At 68.9% G+C, this 13,549-nt stretch carries 13 protein-coding genes; 7 read left to right on the top strand and 6 right to left on the bottom strand.

Going from position 1 to position 13,549, the window contains the following annotated elements:
• Positions 1-162 precede the first annotated feature (162 nt).
• Both ACFWZU_RS02010 and ACFWZU_RS02005 read left to right on the top strand, forming a co-directional pair.
• Complete coding sequence (locus tag ACFWZU_RS02010; RefSeq protein WP_439699814.1) at positions 163-1,098, top strand: oxygenase MpaB family protein; 936 nt, start codon at positions 163-165, stop codon at positions 1,096-1,098.
• Positions 1,099-1,231: 133 nt separating this feature from the next.
• Complete coding sequence (locus tag ACFWZU_RS02005) at positions 1,232-2,116, top strand: EamA family transporter (RefSeq protein WP_439699732.1); 885 nt, start codon at positions 1,232-1,234, stop codon at positions 2,114-2,116.
• Between the two features lie 90 nt (positions 2,117-2,206).
• Here the strand turns inward: ACFWZU_RS02005 and htpG are convergent, their stop codons facing one another.
• Both htpG and htpX read right to left on the bottom strand, forming a co-directional pair.
• Positions 2,207-4,075: a molecular chaperone HtpG gene (gene htpG / locus ACFWZU_RS02000; protein WP_439699731.1), complete on the bottom strand. Its 1,869-nt coding sequence runs from the start codon at positions 4,073-4,075 to the stop codon at positions 2,207-2,209.
• A 73-nt stretch (positions 4,076-4,148) separates the two neighbouring features.
• A complete protein-coding gene (gene htpX / locus ACFWZU_RS01995; protein ID WP_439699730.1) occupies positions 4,149-5,039 on the bottom strand; it encodes a protease HtpX in 891 nt (296 codons plus the stop codon).
• 198 nt (positions 5,040-5,237) lie between these two features.
• On the opposite strand from htpX, the gene gluQRS reads away from it, so the two are divergent.
• Together gluQRS and phbB are read left to right on the top strand one after the other, a co-directional pair.
• On the top strand, positions 5,238-6,101 hold the full coding sequence (gene gluQRS, locus ACFWZU_RS01990) for a tRNA glutamyl-Q(34) synthetase GluQRS (protein WP_439699729.1): 864 nt from the start codon (positions 5,238-5,240) through the stop codon (positions 6,099-6,101).
• A 183-nt stretch (positions 6,102-6,284) separates the two neighbouring features.
• Entirely contained in the window at positions 6,285-7,025 is a 741-nt protein-coding gene (gene phbB, locus ACFWZU_RS01985; RefSeq protein WP_439699728.1) for an acetoacetyl-CoA reductase, read from the top strand.
• A gap of 169 nt (positions 7,026-7,194) precedes the next feature.
• Here phbB and ACFWZU_RS01980 read toward each other — a convergent pair whose 3' ends face one another.
• Positions 7,195-7,980 (bottom strand): tRNA threonylcarbamoyladenosine dehydratase, encoded by a 786-nt coding sequence (locus ACFWZU_RS01980; protein ID WP_439699727.1) that lies wholly within the window; start codon positions 7,978-7,980, stop codon positions 7,195-7,197.
• A 137-nt stretch (positions 7,981-8,117) separates the two neighbouring features.
• Here ACFWZU_RS01980 and ACFWZU_RS01975 point away from each other — a divergent pair, with 137 nt between their 5' ends.
• The 3 genes from ACFWZU_RS01975 to ACFWZU_RS01965 are packed head-to-tail and all read left to right on the top strand — an operon-like array spanning position 8,118 to position 10,916.
• Positions 8,118-8,513 carry a cytochrome c gene (locus ACFWZU_RS01975; protein ID WP_439699726.1) on the top strand — a complete coding sequence of 132 codons (396 nt, stop codon included), beginning with the start codon at positions 8,118-8,120 and terminating at the stop codon, positions 8,511-8,513.
• A 40-nt stretch (positions 8,514-8,553) separates the two neighbouring features.
• On the top strand, positions 8,554-9,903 hold the full coding sequence (locus tag ACFWZU_RS01970; RefSeq protein ID WP_439699725.1) for a sensor histidine kinase: 1,350 nt from the start codon (positions 8,554-8,556) through the stop codon (positions 9,901-9,903).
• Positions 9,900-10,916, top strand: coding sequence for a response regulator (locus tag ACFWZU_RS01965; protein ID WP_439699724.1), 1,017 nt, complete (start codon positions 9,900-9,902; stop codon positions 10,914-10,916). The genes ACFWZU_RS01970 and ACFWZU_RS01965 overlap by 4 nt, the downstream gene beginning before the upstream one ends.
• A gap of 92 nt (positions 10,917-11,008) precedes the next feature.
• Here the strand turns inward: ACFWZU_RS01965 and ACFWZU_RS01960 are convergent, their stop codons facing one another.
• From ACFWZU_RS01960 to ACFWZU_RS01950, 3 genes are all read right to left on the bottom strand, one after another.
• Positions 11,009-11,311 (bottom strand): Mpo1-like protein, encoded by a 303-nt coding sequence (locus ACFWZU_RS01960; protein WP_439699723.1) that lies wholly within the window; start codon positions 11,309-11,311, stop codon positions 11,009-11,011.
• A gap of 227 nt (positions 11,312-11,538) precedes the next feature.
• Positions 11,539-12,414, bottom strand: coding sequence for a pirin family protein (locus ACFWZU_RS01955; RefSeq protein ID WP_439699722.1), 876 nt, complete (start codon positions 12,412-12,414; stop codon positions 11,539-11,541).
• A 12-nt stretch (positions 12,415-12,426) separates the two neighbouring features.
• Positions 12,427-13,500: an NADH:flavin oxidoreductase/NADH oxidase gene (locus tag ACFWZU_RS01950; protein ID WP_439699721.1), complete on the bottom strand. Its 1,074-nt coding sequence runs from the start codon at positions 13,498-13,500 to the stop codon at positions 12,427-12,429.
• Positions 13,501-13,549: the final 49 nt, after the last annotated feature.

Here is a 13,549-nt window from a genome sequence, read left to right as displayed (position 1 = left end):
TGTGCCTGCGTGATACAGGCTCCTTGCGTCCGGCGCATTATGTACTGGTAATCGGACGCTTGTGTGCCACGCGCATGGCCAGTTGCGACGGCCGGCACGGACGCCGATGCTGGGCTTTTCCAAACGGAACTTCGCGCCGTGCTGTCCGACCTGCTCCATCGCATGTCCGGCGAACCGATCCGCCGCTGGGTACTGGGCGCGTTCCCGCGCGATCCCGACAGCACGCTGGATTACGACCACCCGCGCGGCGACCCGGGCCTGTTCGGCCCGGACAGCGTGACCTGGCGCATCCATGCCGACTTTCCCGGCATGCTCGCCGGGGGGCTGGCCGCGCTGATGATGCAGACGCTGCACCCGCTGGCCCTGGCCGGCGTGTGGGACCATTCGAATTTCCGCGGCGACCTGGTCGGGCGGCTGCGCCGCACCACCACGTTCGTCGGGGCCACGACGTACGCGCCCCGCGCGGCCGCCGAAGGGTTGATCGGGCACGTACGGCGGATCCATGGCTTCGTGCGCGGTACCGGTGAAGACGGCACGCCCTACGCGGCGGACGATCCTGCGCTGCTCACCTGGGTGCACGTCACCGAGGCGCACAGTTTCCTGGCCGGTTACCGCCGGTTCGCCCACCATGCCGTGCCGCGTGCGATCGCCGACCGCTACTACGATGAAGTGCGCCGCGTTGCCGAGGCGCTCGGCGCGCGCGACGTGCCCGCCTCGGAAGGCGAGGTGGCCGACTACTTTGCCGCGATACAGCCGCGCCTGGCCTATACCGGGCGCTCGCGCGAGGTGCTGCGGGTGCTCGCCGAGGTGCGCCTGCCCGTGCCGTTCGCCGGTCTCTCCCGCGACGTCTTCCTGCATGCCGGCATGGCGCTGTTGCCCGCATGGGCGGGCGACCTGCTGTGCCACACACCCCGGCAGCGCCGGCAGGCGCGCGTGGCCGCGCGATTGCTGTGGTCGATGGCGCCGGCGTTCCGCGCCGCACTGAAGGAGAGCGGGGTGGTCAGCCGCTCGTGCCGACGCGTGGGCGTGCCGCCGGAGGCGATGCGCGACTGGCCCGCGCCGGCCGACCGGCAGGAGCCCGGCGCCGCGGCGCACTGAAGGGCACGCACGGGCGCCGTCCGCGCTGCTGCCAGTGCGTTGTCAGCAATGACCCACACGCAGCGGTCCGGCCAGTGGGCTTTGGCCGGGCCCGCGCGCATCATGGGCGAACTGCCCTTCCCCGGTTGCCTGCATGTCATCCCGCTCCGCCGTCGCCCCGGTCGCGCTCGCCGTCGGTGCGTTGCTCGTCAGCATGGTCTCGTACCAATGCGGTGCGTCGCTCGCCAGGCATCTGTTTCCCCAGGTGGGGGCGCAGGGCGCGACCGCCTATCGGCTCGGGCTCAGTGCACTGATCCTGTTGCTGTGGCGACGGCCGTGGCGGCGGGCGGGCAGCCGGCGCGACTGGCGTGCGCTCTGGGGCTACGGCCTTTCGATGGGCGCAATGAACCTGGTGTTCTACATGTCGCTGCGCACGATCCCGCTCGGCATCGCGGTCGCGCTGGAGTTCACCGGGCCGCTGGCGCTGGCGTTGTTCGCTTCGCGTCGGCCGCTGGACTTCGTCTGGATCGCACTGGTGATCGCCGGCCTGGCACTGCTGCTGCCGTTGCGCGCACAGGCCCAGGCGCTCGATCCGGTCGGCGTGATGTATGCACTGGCCGCCGGCGTGGGCTGGGCGCTGTACATCGTGCTGGGCAAGAAGGTCGGGGCGAGCCACGGCGGCGATGCGGTCACGCTGGGCATCTCGATCGGCGCCTTGCTGGTGATCCCGTTCGGTGTCGCGCATGCCGGCGACGCGCTGCTGTCGCCCAGCCTGCTGCCGTACGCGCTCGGCGTGGCGCTGCTCAGCTCGGCGCTGCCCTATTCGCTGGAGATGGTCACGCTGACGCGGCTGCCGGCGCGCACCTTCAGCACGCTGTTGAGCCTGGAGCCGGCGATCGCGGCGATGGCCGGCGCGGCGTTGCTGGACCAGCAGCTCACCCCGATGCAGTGGGCGGCGATCCTCGCAATCATCGTGGCGGCGGCCGGGACGGCGGCCACCGTGCAGCCGGCAGCCGAAGCGGAACCGCTGGCCAACTGAGGAACCGCCGAGCCGGGCTGTCGCGCCGCGCCTTGAGCGGCAGAAAAAAAAGCCCGCCGGTTGGCGGGCTTCTTGTCGTCCGTCGTGGCCTTATCCGAGCAACACGCGGTTCATCCGCTGCACGAACGCTGCCGGGTCGGGCAGTTGCGCGCCGGCGGCGATCTCGGCCTGGTCCAGCAGCAACATGGCCAGGTCGCGGGCCGTGTCTGCATCGGCCTCCGTTTCCACGCGCTGCACGAGCGGGTGTTGCGGGTTGATCTCCAGCGTCGGCTTGGACTCGGGCATGTCGTGGCCGGCTTCGCGCAACAGGCGGGCCAGGTGCGGCGCCATTTCGTAATCCGACAGGGCCAGGCACGAGGGGCTGTCGGTGAGGCGGGCAGACACCTTGACGTCGCCGACGCGATCGCCGAGGAGCTCCTTCATCTTCGCCAGCAGGGGCTCGGCCGCCTTGGCGGCTTCCTCCTGCTTCTTGCGGTCGGCCTCGTCCAGCGGCACCTCACCCTTGGCCACGCTCTGGAGTTTCTTGCCGTCGTACTCGCTCAGCGAGCCGAGCATCCACTCGTCGATGCGGTCGGACATCAGCAGGACTTCGATGTCCTTGGCCTTGAACGCTTCCAGCTGCGGGCTGCCGGCCGCGGCGGCATAGCTGTCGGCGGTGATGTACCAGATCGCATCCTGGCCCACCTTCATGCGGCCGATGTAGTCGTCGAAGCCGACCGTCTGCCCGGCGCCCTCGCTCTTGGTCGATGCGAAGCGCAGCAGCTTGGCGATGCGCTCGCGGTTGTTGGCGTCCTCGGCGATGCCTTCCTTGAGCGTGTTGCCGAAGGCCTTGTAGAAGGTGGCGAACTTCTCCGGCTCGTCGCGGGCGAGCTTCTCGATCAGGTCGAGCACGCGCTTGACGCAGGCAGCCTTGATGCGGTCGAGCTGGCGGTTGTGCTGCAGGATCTCGCGGCTGACGTTGAGCGGCAGGTCGTCGGCGTCGACCACGCCGCGCACGAAACGCAGGTAGTTGGGCAGCAGCTCCTCGGCCGCATCCATGATGAAGACGCGCTTGATGTAGAGCTTCAGGCCCTTGCGCTCGTCGCGGCCGCCCATCATCAGGTCGAATGGCGGCTGCGCCGGCAGGTAGAGCAGCGTGGTGAAGCTCTGGCTTCCCTCCACGCGGTTGTGGGTCCAGGCCAGCGGGTCGTTGAAGTCGTGGCCGAGGGACTTGTAGAAGCTGACGTAATCCTCGTCGCTGATCTCGCTCTTCGGCTTGGTCCACAGGGCGCCGGCGTCATTGACGGTTTCCCACTCGTCGGTCGGCTTGCCTTCCGCTTCCTTCGGCATGCGGATCGGGAAGGCGACGTGGTCGGAGTACTTGCGGATCAACGAGGAAAGCTGCCAGCGCTTGAGGAATTCGTCCTCGCCGGCCTTCAGGTGCAGGATCACGGTGGTGCCGCGCTCGTCGAGTTCGACCTGTTCCAGCGAATACTCACCCTTGCCGTCGCTCTCCCACTTCACGCCCTCGGTGTTCGCCGCACCGGCGCGGCGGGTCAGCACGGTGACCTTGTCGGCCACCACGAAGGCGGAGTAGAAGCCCACGCCGAACTGGCCGATCAGGCGCGCGTCGGCCTTCTGCTCGCCGCTCATCGCCTCCAGGAAACGCCGCGTGCCGGAGCTGGCGATGGTGCCGATGTTCGCCACCACCTCGTCGCGGCTCATGCCGATGCCGTTGTCGCGCACGGTGACGGTACGCGCCTGTTCGTCCCAGCTCACGTCGATGTGAAGCTCGCCCTCGCCGGCCAGCAGTTCCGGCTGCGCGATCGACTCGAAGCGCAGCTTGTCGCAGGCGTCGGAGGCATTGGAAACGAGCTCGCGCAGGAAGATTTCCTTGTGCGAGTAGAGCGAGTGGGTGACCAGGTGCAGGACCTGAGCGACTTCGGCTTCGAATTTGCGGGTTTCGGTGGATGCGTTCATGCGTGGAGGTTCCATGGCTTGCGTGTTTGCTTGAATGTTCCCGTATACGGCATCGGCGGCCGGATCCGGCGGCTTACCGCGCCGCCTGCAGCGCCGCGATGCGCTCGTCCAGCGGCGGATGGCTCATGAACAGGCGCTGCAGGCCCGCGGCCATGTGGCCAGAGATGCCGAAGGCGGCCATCGCCTTGGGCAGCGTCGTCTGGCCATGATCGCCCTTGAGCCGCTGCAGTGCGGAGATCATCGACCCGCGGCCGGCCAGCTGCGCACCCGCGCGGTCGGCGCGGAACTCGCGCCAGCGCGAGAAGGCGGCCACGATCATCGAGGCGAACAGGCCGAAGACCACCTGCAGCACCATCACCGTGACGAAGTAGCCCATGCCGATGCCGCCGCGGTTGTCCCGGCCACCGTTGAGCCAGCTGTCGACCAGGTTGCCCACCACGCGCGCGGCGAGGATCACCAGCGTGTTGAGCACGCCCTGGATAAGGGTGAGCGTCACCATGTCGCCGTTGGCGACGTGGCCGATCTCGTGGCCGAGCACGGCCGAGACCTGCTCGCGATCCATCTGTTGCAGCAGGCCGGAGCTGACCGCTACCAACGAGCTGTTTTTCGTCATCCCGGTGGCGAACGCGTTCATTTCCGGCGCGTCGTAGATGGCCACTTCGGGCATGCCGATGCCGGCGGCCTGGGCGTGGTGGCGCACGGTGTCGACCAGCCAGCGCTCGGCGGCGGTCTGCGGCTGCTCGATCACGCGCGCGCCGGTGGAGTACTTGGCGATGGTCTTGGACATCGCCAGCGAAATGAAGGCGCCGCCCATGCCGAACACCGCGGCGTAGACGAGCAATCCGGTCATGCCGCCGTAGCCGTGGGCGGCGGCCCACTGGTCGATGCCGAACAGGCGGCAGACGATGCTCAGCAGCAGGAGGACGGCGATGTTGGTGGCAAGGAAGAGGACGATTCGACGCACGGCTGTCTCGTTTGGCAGTCATGGGAAAGCGGTTCGCACCGCGGGGGAGATTCGGGGCGCGGGCGGCCGGTTTCAAGGGGAAAGCCGCCTCGCAGAGGTTCAGACCAGCCCCCGTGACGTCGGTTCCGGGGTCGCGCCTGCCTGCGACTTCGCGCCGCCCCATCCCGGCGCAAGCCGCCACGTCGGTAGACTGCGCGGATGACCTACTGCGGCCGCTTCGCCCCCTCCCCCACCGGCCTGCTGCACTTCGGTTCGCTGGTGGCCGCGGTGGGCAGCTGGCTGTGCGCGCGCCATGCGGGCGGGCGGTGGCTGGTGCGGGTGGAGGACATCGATCCGCCGCGCGAGGTCGCCGGTTCGGCGCAGGCAATCCTGGCCGCGCTGCCAGCATTCGGGCTGGTCGCCGACGCCCCCGCGTTGTTCCAGTCGCAACGCCGCGACGCCTACGACGCCGCCTTCGAGCGCCTGCGCGCCGCCGACCTGGTGTTTCCCTGCTGGTGCAGCCGGGCACAACTGGCGGCCGAGGGCGGGATGCATCGCGACGGGCGCTGCATCGCGCTGCCCGAGTCGGACCGCCCGCCCGCCTGGCGGTTGCGCGTACCGGACGTGACGATCGACTTCGACGACGCGCAACAGGGGCCGCAACGGCAGAACCTGCGGGACGAAGCCGGTGACTTCGTCATCCGTCGCGTGGAGGGCTACTACGCCTACCAGTTGGCCTGCGTGGTGGACGACGCGTTCCAGGGCATCACCGAGGTGGTGCGCGGCAACGACCTGCTCGACTCCACCCCGCGGCAGATCTGGCTGCAGCAGTGCCTCGGCCTGCCCATGCCGGCGTACCGCCACCTGCCGCTGGCGCTGGATGCACAGGGGCGCAAGCTGTCCAAGTCCGAACAGGCGCATCCGGTGGACCCGACCGAGCCGTTGCCGGCGCTGCGCAAGGCGCTGGCCTTCCTGGACGTCCAGACGTCCACGGGTGCACGCAGCCCCGCGGCCCTGCTGGAAGCCGCGCTGGAGCGTTTCGATCCCGCCCGCCTGCCCCGCCTGGCTGCGCGCCCCCTGTAGGAGCGCACCTGTGCGCGACGGCGCGACACCGGGGCGCGCAAGCTTTGGTTGTGGCGTGGATGACGCATGGCGGTCGCGCACAGGGTGCGCTCCTGCAGGAGGCCAGGGGCAGCAGCTGTCATGAAGTTGGGGTATACATGCAGGGCACGCCAGCACCGGCGTCTGGCATCGGGAATCTCGGCAATGAACCCACGCACCGCACTGGTCACCGGCGGCACGGGCGGCATCGGCAGCGCGATCGTCCGCTACCTCGCGCGCCAGGGACACCGCGTCGCCACCAACTACCGCGACGAGGCCAAGGCACGGGCCTGGCGCGAACGCATGGCGGCCGAAGGCATCGACGTGTGCATGGTGCCGGGCGACGTGGCGGAACCGGGCTCGGCGGAGGCGATGGTGCGCGCCGTGGAAGCGCAATGCGGCCCGGTGCAGATCCTGGTCAACAACGCCGGCATCACCCGCGACACCACGTTCCACAAGATGGATTACCAGCAGTGGACCGAGGTGGTGAACACCAACCTCAACGCCTGCTTCAACGTCACCCGTCCGGTGATCGAGGGCATGCGCGCGCGCCGCTGGGGCCGCATCGTGCAGATCAGCTCGATCAACGGCCAGAAAGGCCAGTACGGCCAGGCCAACTACGCCGCGGCCAAGGCCGGCATGCACGGGTTCACCATCTCGCTGGCGCAGGAGAACGCGAAGTTCGGCATCACGGTAAACACGGTGTCGCCGGGCTACGTGGCAACCGACATGGTGATGGCCGTCCCGGAGGAGGTACGCGAAAAGATCGTGGCGCAGATCCCGATCGGGCGGCTGGGCAAGCCCGAGGAGATCGCGCACGCGGTGGCCTTCTTCACCACCGACGAAGCGAGCTGGATCACCGGATCGAATCTGGCGATCAACGGCGGGCACTACATGGGGTGGTGAGCCATGGATCCTTACCCCGTTCACGGGGGAAGGCGCCCGAAGGGCGGATGGGGGAAGTCTTGCATCGAATCCACCCATGCATCGCGCCCAAGGGCGCCCCCATCCGCCTGTCGGCACCTTCCCCCGCGGTCGCGGGGGAAGGCTCGATGGCGACCTCTTTGGAGGCGAGCTACTTCTCCAGCACTTTCTCCAAGACCTTCCCCACCGCCGCAAACGCGAACGCTCCGGTGATGTGCGTCGCCGCGCCCAACCCGCCGCCGCAGGCCAGGTTGAGTGAATCCCCGCCCGGCGGGCGCAACCCGCACACGCTCCCATCCGGCTGCGGGTATTGCACGTTCTGCAGCGAATACACCGCCGACACGCCGAAGTAGCGGTCCGGGTTCCGCGGAAAGTTGAAATCCTGCCGAAGCTTCTTGCGGATCAGGCTGAACATCGCATCGTGCTCGGTACGCGACAGATCGCGCACGCGGATCTGCGTCGGATCGGTGCGCCCGCCGGCCGAACCGACCGTCACCACCGGCAACTTGCGCCGGCGGCACCAGGCGATGGCCTCCAGCTTCACGCGGAAGGCATCGCAGGCATCCAGCACCACGTCGTAGCCACGATCCAGCAGCTCGTCCAGCGTGGCCGTGGTGAGGAAGCGCTCGATCGCCTCCAGCCGGATGCGCGGGTTGATCGCATGCGCACGCTCGGCCATCACCCCCACCTTGGGCTTGCCCCACTGGCCATCCAGCGCGTGCAGCTGGCGGTTGGTGTTGGACAGGCACACCTCGTCGGCGTCGATCAGGGTCAACCGGCCCACGCCGCTGCGCGCCAGCGCCTCGACCGCCCAGGAGCCGACCCCGCCGATGCCGATCACGCAGACATGGGCGTTCATCAGGCGCTCGATGGTGCCCCGGCCGTACAGGCGTTCGACGCCCTCGAAGCGTTCGACCGGGTAATGCGGGCCGCTCATGCGGCCTGCCCCGGGAGGGGGTGGATGCTGCCTGCCATCGCGTGCGGTTTCCTACGCGGAAAAGCCCATTTTACGGCTACGAAAGGCGTCGATGCTTCGGTATTCTGGCCCTTCACACTCTTCAAGGGCGGTCCACCATGAACGCACGTTCCGCACTCCTGCTCCTGCTCGGCCTGGTCATCGGCGTCCTCGGCACCGTATTCGCCATGAAGGCATTGGGCGACCGCAACCCGATGCCGCACGCGGTGATGACGGTGATGGGCCATCACATGGGCGCGCTTGGCCAGGCGGTCAAGAGCAAGCAGTGCGATGCCGCGCAGGTCAACGACCACCTCCTGCGCCTGCAGTCGACCGCGTCGGACATCCCCGTCGCCTTCCCGGGCGCCGAGCAGGACTTCCTGGACCACTCCGGCCGCCTGCGCACGGCGCTGCAGAATGCGGTGCAGGCGCATCCGACCGATTGCGCGGCGCTGGCCCAGGCGATCAAGCCGGTCGGCGACGCCTGCCAGTCCTGCCACCAGCAATACCGGTAAGCCCAACCCCCCACGGCCGGATGCCATGTCGACGCCAGGGATGAGCCACCCACCGCACCGCCGCCGTTCCCGGCTGCAGCAGTTGCGGCGGCGGGTGGACAACGCGATGTTCACCCGGGCGCGCTACTCGCAGCCGATGATGCCGGTGATGTGCCTGCTCGGCGGCCTGTTCATGCCGCTGTACTGGTTCCTGTGGACCTGCGTGCTGCCGCAGCCCTACAGCAACCTGGGGCTGCATGTGGCCGGCTGCATAGTGCTGTTGCCGCTGGCGCTGCAGCGCTGGTGGCCACGCTCGTTCAAGCCGTGGCTGCCGCTGTACTGGTACGCGGTGATCACGTTCGTGCTGCCGTTCTTCTTCGGTTACCTGCTGCTGCGCAACGGCGGCACGATCGTCTGGATGGGCGCGCACCTGTTCTCGATCTTCATCACGATGATGCTGTTCGACCTGGCGAGCTTCGCGCTGATCTACAGCCTCGGCACGGCGTTGGCCTCGCTGGCGTTCCAGCTCGGACCGCACGACGCGTGGCCGTTGCACGCGCTGCTGCAGTACGCGCCGGTGCTGGCGCTGACGCTGATCCTGGGACCGCTGGCCAGTCTCTCGCAGAAGTTCGCCGACGAGGCCAAGGTCAAGGCGCTGATCGGCGCCTCCAACAACATCGCGCACGAGCTGCGCACGCCGCTGGGTTCGGTGCAGATGGCCGGCCGCGCGATCGGCCGGTACCTGCCCAACCTGCTGGAGAGCCACCGCGTGGCCGAGCGCGCCGGCCTGCCGGTGGCCGCGCTGCGCGGTCCGCACCTGCAGGCGCTGCAGCGCGGCATCGCGGTGATCGAGCACGAGGTCAACCACGCGCACACCGTGATCGACATGCTGCTCATGGCGGCCAAGCCGATGGGCACCCTGCAGTTCGAGCCGCTGCACGCGCGCGCCTGCGTGGCCCAGGCGCTGGCGCGCTATCCGTACGCCTCGCAGGCCGAGCGCGAGCGCGTGAAGCTGTCGACCGCACCCACCGACTTCGTGCTGATGGGCTCGGAGACGCTGCTCACCCACGTGCTTTTCAACCTGCTTCGCAATGCGCTGTTCCACACCGGCCGTGCCGGCAAGGGCGAAATCCACGTGAGCCTGGACAGCGATACCGGCGGCCACTGCATCCGCGTGCGCGACACCGGGCCGGGCATTCCGCCGGACGTGCTGCCGCGCATCTTCAACCGCTTCTATTCCCACAGCGACGGGCGGGACGGCGCCGGACTGGGCATCGGCCTGGCCTTCTCGCAAAGTGCCGTCGAACGCATGGGCGGGCGCATCAGCTGCCGCTCGCGCTGGGGCGAATACACCGAATTCTTCGTGACGTTTCCGCCATACGTGCCATCTGGACAGGGACTTTCGGCATGAGCATCGACTTCCACGGCGACATCCTGCCGTTCCATTTCCCCACCACCACGCTGCTGGTCGACGACCACGAGAAGTACCTCGACAGCATGCCCCTGCTGCTCGACCCGAGCCTGCGCCTGCGCAGCTACAGCTCGCCGCGCCGGGCGCTGGCCGAGCTAGGCAGCCATGGCATCCGCGCGGTGCCCGGCGGCGGCTGGATGTACCACTGGAAGGACCGCTCCTCGCAAACGCGAGAACTGGTCGCGCTGGACATCGACTCGATCCATCGGGTGATGTTCGATCCGGAGCGTTTCGCCGAGGTGTCGGTGGTGGTGGTCGACCTGACCATGCCGGAGATGGACGGCATCTCGTTCTGCCGGGAACTGGCCAACCCGCACATCGGCAAGATCCTGCTGACCGGCACTGCCGACGACTGCACCGCGATCGAAGCGTTCAACGCCGGGGTGATCGACCGTTTCATCCGCAAGAGCGATCCGCAGGCGATCGACAAGCTGCAACTGGGCATCCGCGCGTTGCAGCGGCGCTACTTCGAGCGCGTGGGCGGCTTCGTGGCCGAGGCACTGGCGCTGGGTAACGTGCGCTTTCTGCGCGACAAGGCGTTCCAGCAGGCGTTCCGCGGCCTGGTCGGCGATTTCCCGGCGGTGGAGTGCTACCTGCACGTCAACCCGACCGGCATGCTGCTGCTGGACGAGCGTGGCCGCGGGCGCTTCGTGCTGATCCAGACCGACGAAGACCTGCGCGCGCACTACGAGATCGCCAGCGACCTGGGCGCCCCGGCCGAACTCCTGGCCGCGCTGCGCGAGGGCGACCGGCTGCCCTGGTTCGGCGAGGGCGACGGCTACTACCACGAGGGCATCGGCGATGCGCAAGCGCTGCTGCATCCGGCGGTGACGGTGCGCGGCGAGCAGTGGTATCACCTGGCCATGATCGAGGACGTCTCGCGCTTCCAGCTCGGCAAACTGCGCAACTACCGCGACTGGCTCGGCGAGCAGGACCAGGCGCTGGGCGCCTGACGACTTCGAAGGTGGCCTTGAGCCCACCATGGCATCGAGGCGACGGGCGACGAGCTGAAACCACCCTGCGCCACCACGCCACGCACGAGGCGTTACATCCGCTGGCGACCGCGCAGGATCTCCCAGTACATCACCCAGTCGCCAGCCAGGCTGTAGAGCGGGTGGCGGAAGGTGGCCGGACGGTTCTTCTCGAACATGAAGTGGCCGATCCAGGCAAAGCCGTAGCCGGCCAGCGGTGCCAGCCAAAGCCAGCGTGCCTCGCCGGTCGCGATCGCCACGGCGATCACCAGCAGCACCAGTGTGCTGCCGGCGAAGTGCAACCGGCGGCAGGCACGGTTGCGGTGTTCACCGAGGTAGAACGGGTAGAAGTCGCGGAAGCGGGCGAACTCGGACATGGCGGTGACGATGTTTCCGGCGAGCGATGCGGGGAGCGTGCGCTCAGCCGGCAGCGGGTTCAAGCCGGGCCGCCAGGAATCTCCGTCCGCCGGGGTAACCGCGCCGCGCCGGCGTCGAAGGCAAGCCAGGCAGAGCGCAGCGTTCGGACAGGCGCTCGACTTCGCTCGCTGGTGGCGCCCGCACTCGGCGCGAACGGTTGCCTCCGGTTGAACCGAACCCGGTTCCTTCAATGCTCCGGCAGAGGAATGAACTCCTTGTCGTCGCCCGGTACCACGCCGAAGTGCCCCGCTGCCCAGTCCGACTTCGCCTGCTCGATACGCTCGCGCGAGCTGGCCACGAAGTTCCACCACAGGTGCCGTTCGCCATCCAGCGGCGCGCCGCCGAACAGCATCAGCCGGCTCGGTGCCCGCGCACGCAGCGGCGCCGCGGCGCTGCCGCCCTGCACCGCCATGCGGTCGGCGCCGATCACGACGTCGCCCCACTCGACCTCGCCCTCGACCACGTACACGCCCCGCTCGGCGTGCTCACCCGGCCAGTCCAGCATGGCGCCCTCGGCCAGGTTGGCCTCGATCAGGAACATCGGCGCGAACACCTTCACCGGCGAACGCTCGCCGTAGGCGGTGCCCGCGATCAGCAGCAGGTTGGCGCCATCGCGGCGGATGCGTGGCAGTTCGTCCGCGTCGTGGTGGTGGAACTCCGGCGCCACTTCGGCGTCCTCGCGCGGCAGCGCCACCCACAGCTGGATGCCGTGCAGGCGCTGGCCGTTGTTTCGCTCCTCAGGCGGGGTGCGCTCGGAATGCACGATGCCGCGGCCCGCGGTCATCCAGTTGACCTCGCCCGGACGGATGTCGGCCAGGCTGCCGAGACTGTCGCGGTGGCGTATCGCGCCCTCGAACAGCCAGGTGATGGTGGCCAGGCCGATATGCGGATGCGGCCGCACGTCCATGCCCTTGCCCGGCGCGAAGTCGGCGGGGCCCATGTGGTCGAAGAACACGAATGGGCCGAGGTGCCGCGCCAGCAGCGCGGGCAACAGGCGGCGCACGGTGAAGCCGTCGCCCAGGTCGTGCTTGCGGCCTTCGATCAGTCGTGGCGTGTGGTCCATGCTCGGGCTCCGCTACCAGGCGCGCTGGTACTGTACCGGCGCAGCGAGCGATGCGCCCAGCTCCTGTGCCGCGCGGCGCGGGAAGTAGGGGTCGCGCAGGCTCTCGCGGGCGATCAGCACCAGGTCGGCCTCGCCCTGCTCGACGATACCGGCCGCCTGCGCCGATTCGGTAATCAGCCCCACCGCCCCGGTGGCGATGTCGGCCTCGCGACGGATACGGGCGGCGAACGGCACCTGGTAGCCGGGGCCGACCGGGATCTTCACGCGCGGCACCAGACCGCCACTGGACACATCGATCAGGTCCACGCCCAGCGGCTTGACCTCGCGCGCAAGGCGCACGCTTTCCTCTTCGCTCCAGCCGTGCACGCCGTCCTTGCCGGGAACCCAGTCGGTCGCAGAGATGCGCAGCCACATCGGCAACGACTCGGGCCACACCTCGCGTACCGCTGCCAGTACCTCGCGCACCAGCCGTGTGCGGTTCTCGAAACTGCCGCCATAGGCGTCGGTGCGATGGTTGCTGAGCGGCGAGAGGAACTGGTGCAACAGGTAGCCGTGGGCGGCATGCACCTCGACCAGTTGGAACCCGGCGGCGAGCGCGCGCGTTGCGGCCGCGCGGAAATCGTCCACCACCTTGCGCAACCCCGCCTCGTCCAGTGCCTGCGGCGTGTGCCAGCCCTGGTCGAAGGGGATCGCCGAAGGCGCCACCGTGGCCCAGTCGCCATGCCCCACCGGCAGCGGACCACCGCCCTCCCACGGGCGCTGCGCGCTGGCCTTGCGTCCGGCGTGCGCGAGCTGCACGCCGGCGACGGCGCCCTGGCCGCGGATGAAGGCGGTGACCGGTTGCCAGGCAGCCACCTGCGCCTCGTTCCAGAGGCCGGTATCGCCGGGCGAGATGCGCCCCTCCGGCGAAATGGCGGTGGCCTCGGCGACCACCGCCGCCGCACCGCCCACCGCGCGGCTGCCCAGATGCACCAGATGCCAGTCGTCCGGCACGCCATCGGTGGCCGAGTACTGGCACATCGGCGCGATGACGATGCGGTTGCGCAACGTCAGGCTGCGCTGCGCGAAGGGGGTGAACAGTTCCATGCGATGGCCTTGCGGAGAGACAAGCCCATCAGATGACGACGTGCGTGGC

The sequence above is a fragment of the Frateuria sp. GZRR33 genome (assembly GCF_051900425.1).
In the GTDB taxonomy this organism is placed as follows: Bacteria; Pseudomonadota; Gammaproteobacteria; order Xanthomonadales; family Rhodanobacteraceae; genus Frateuria_A.
The sequence above is the reverse complement of the archived record's forward strand: the minus strand, read 5'-3'. Positions and strand labels throughout refer to the sequence as shown.

What these genes read in the sequence shown, in the direction of transcription:
- ACFWZU_RS01970 (WP_439699725.1), top strand. Translation starts at nt 8,554, where the DNA reads ATGAGCCACCCACCGCACCGCCGCCGTTCCCGGCTGCAGCAGTTGCGG.
- ACFWZU_RS02005 (WP_439699732.1), top strand. Translation starts at nt 1,232, where the DNA reads ATGTCATCCCGCTCCGCCGTCGCCCCGGTCGCGCTCGCCGTCGGTGCG.
- phbB (WP_439699728.1), top strand. Translation starts at nt 6,285, where the DNA reads ATGAACCCACGCACCGCACTGGTCACCGGCGGCACGGGCGGCATCGGC.
- ACFWZU_RS02010 (WP_439699814.1), top strand. Translation starts at nt 163, where the DNA reads ATGTCCGGCGAACCGATCCGCCGCTGGGTACTGGGCGCGTTCCCGCGC.
- ACFWZU_RS01975 (WP_439699726.1), top strand. Translation starts at nt 8,118, where the DNA reads ATGAACGCACGTTCCGCACTCCTGCTCCTGCTCGGCCTGGTCATCGGC.
- ACFWZU_RS01950 (WP_439699721.1), bottom strand. Translation starts at nt 13,500, where the DNA reads ATGGAACTGTTCACCCCCTTCGCGCAGCGCAGCCTGACGTTGCGCAAC.
- ACFWZU_RS01955 (WP_439699722.1), bottom strand. Translation starts at nt 12,414, where the DNA reads ATGGACCACACGCCACGACTGATCGAAGGCCGCAAGCACGACCTGGGC.
- htpG (WP_439699731.1), bottom strand. Translation starts at nt 4,075, where the DNA reads ATGAACGCATCCACCGAAACCCGCAAATTCGAAGCCGAAGTCGCTCAG.
- gluQRS (WP_439699729.1), top strand. Translation starts at nt 5,238, where the DNA reads ATGACCTACTGCGGCCGCTTCGCCCCCTCCCCCACCGGCCTGCTGCAC.
- ACFWZU_RS01960 (WP_439699723.1), bottom strand. Translation starts at nt 11,311, where the DNA reads ATGTCCGAGTTCGCCCGCTTCCGCGACTTCTACCCGTTCTACCTCGGT.
- ACFWZU_RS01965 (WP_439699724.1), top strand. Translation starts at nt 9,900, where the DNA reads ATGAGCATCGACTTCCACGGCGACATCCTGCCGTTCCATTTCCCCACC.
- ACFWZU_RS01980 (WP_439699727.1), bottom strand. Translation starts at nt 7,980, where the DNA reads ATGAGCGGCCCGCATTACCCGGTCGAACGCTTCGAGGGCGTCGAACGC.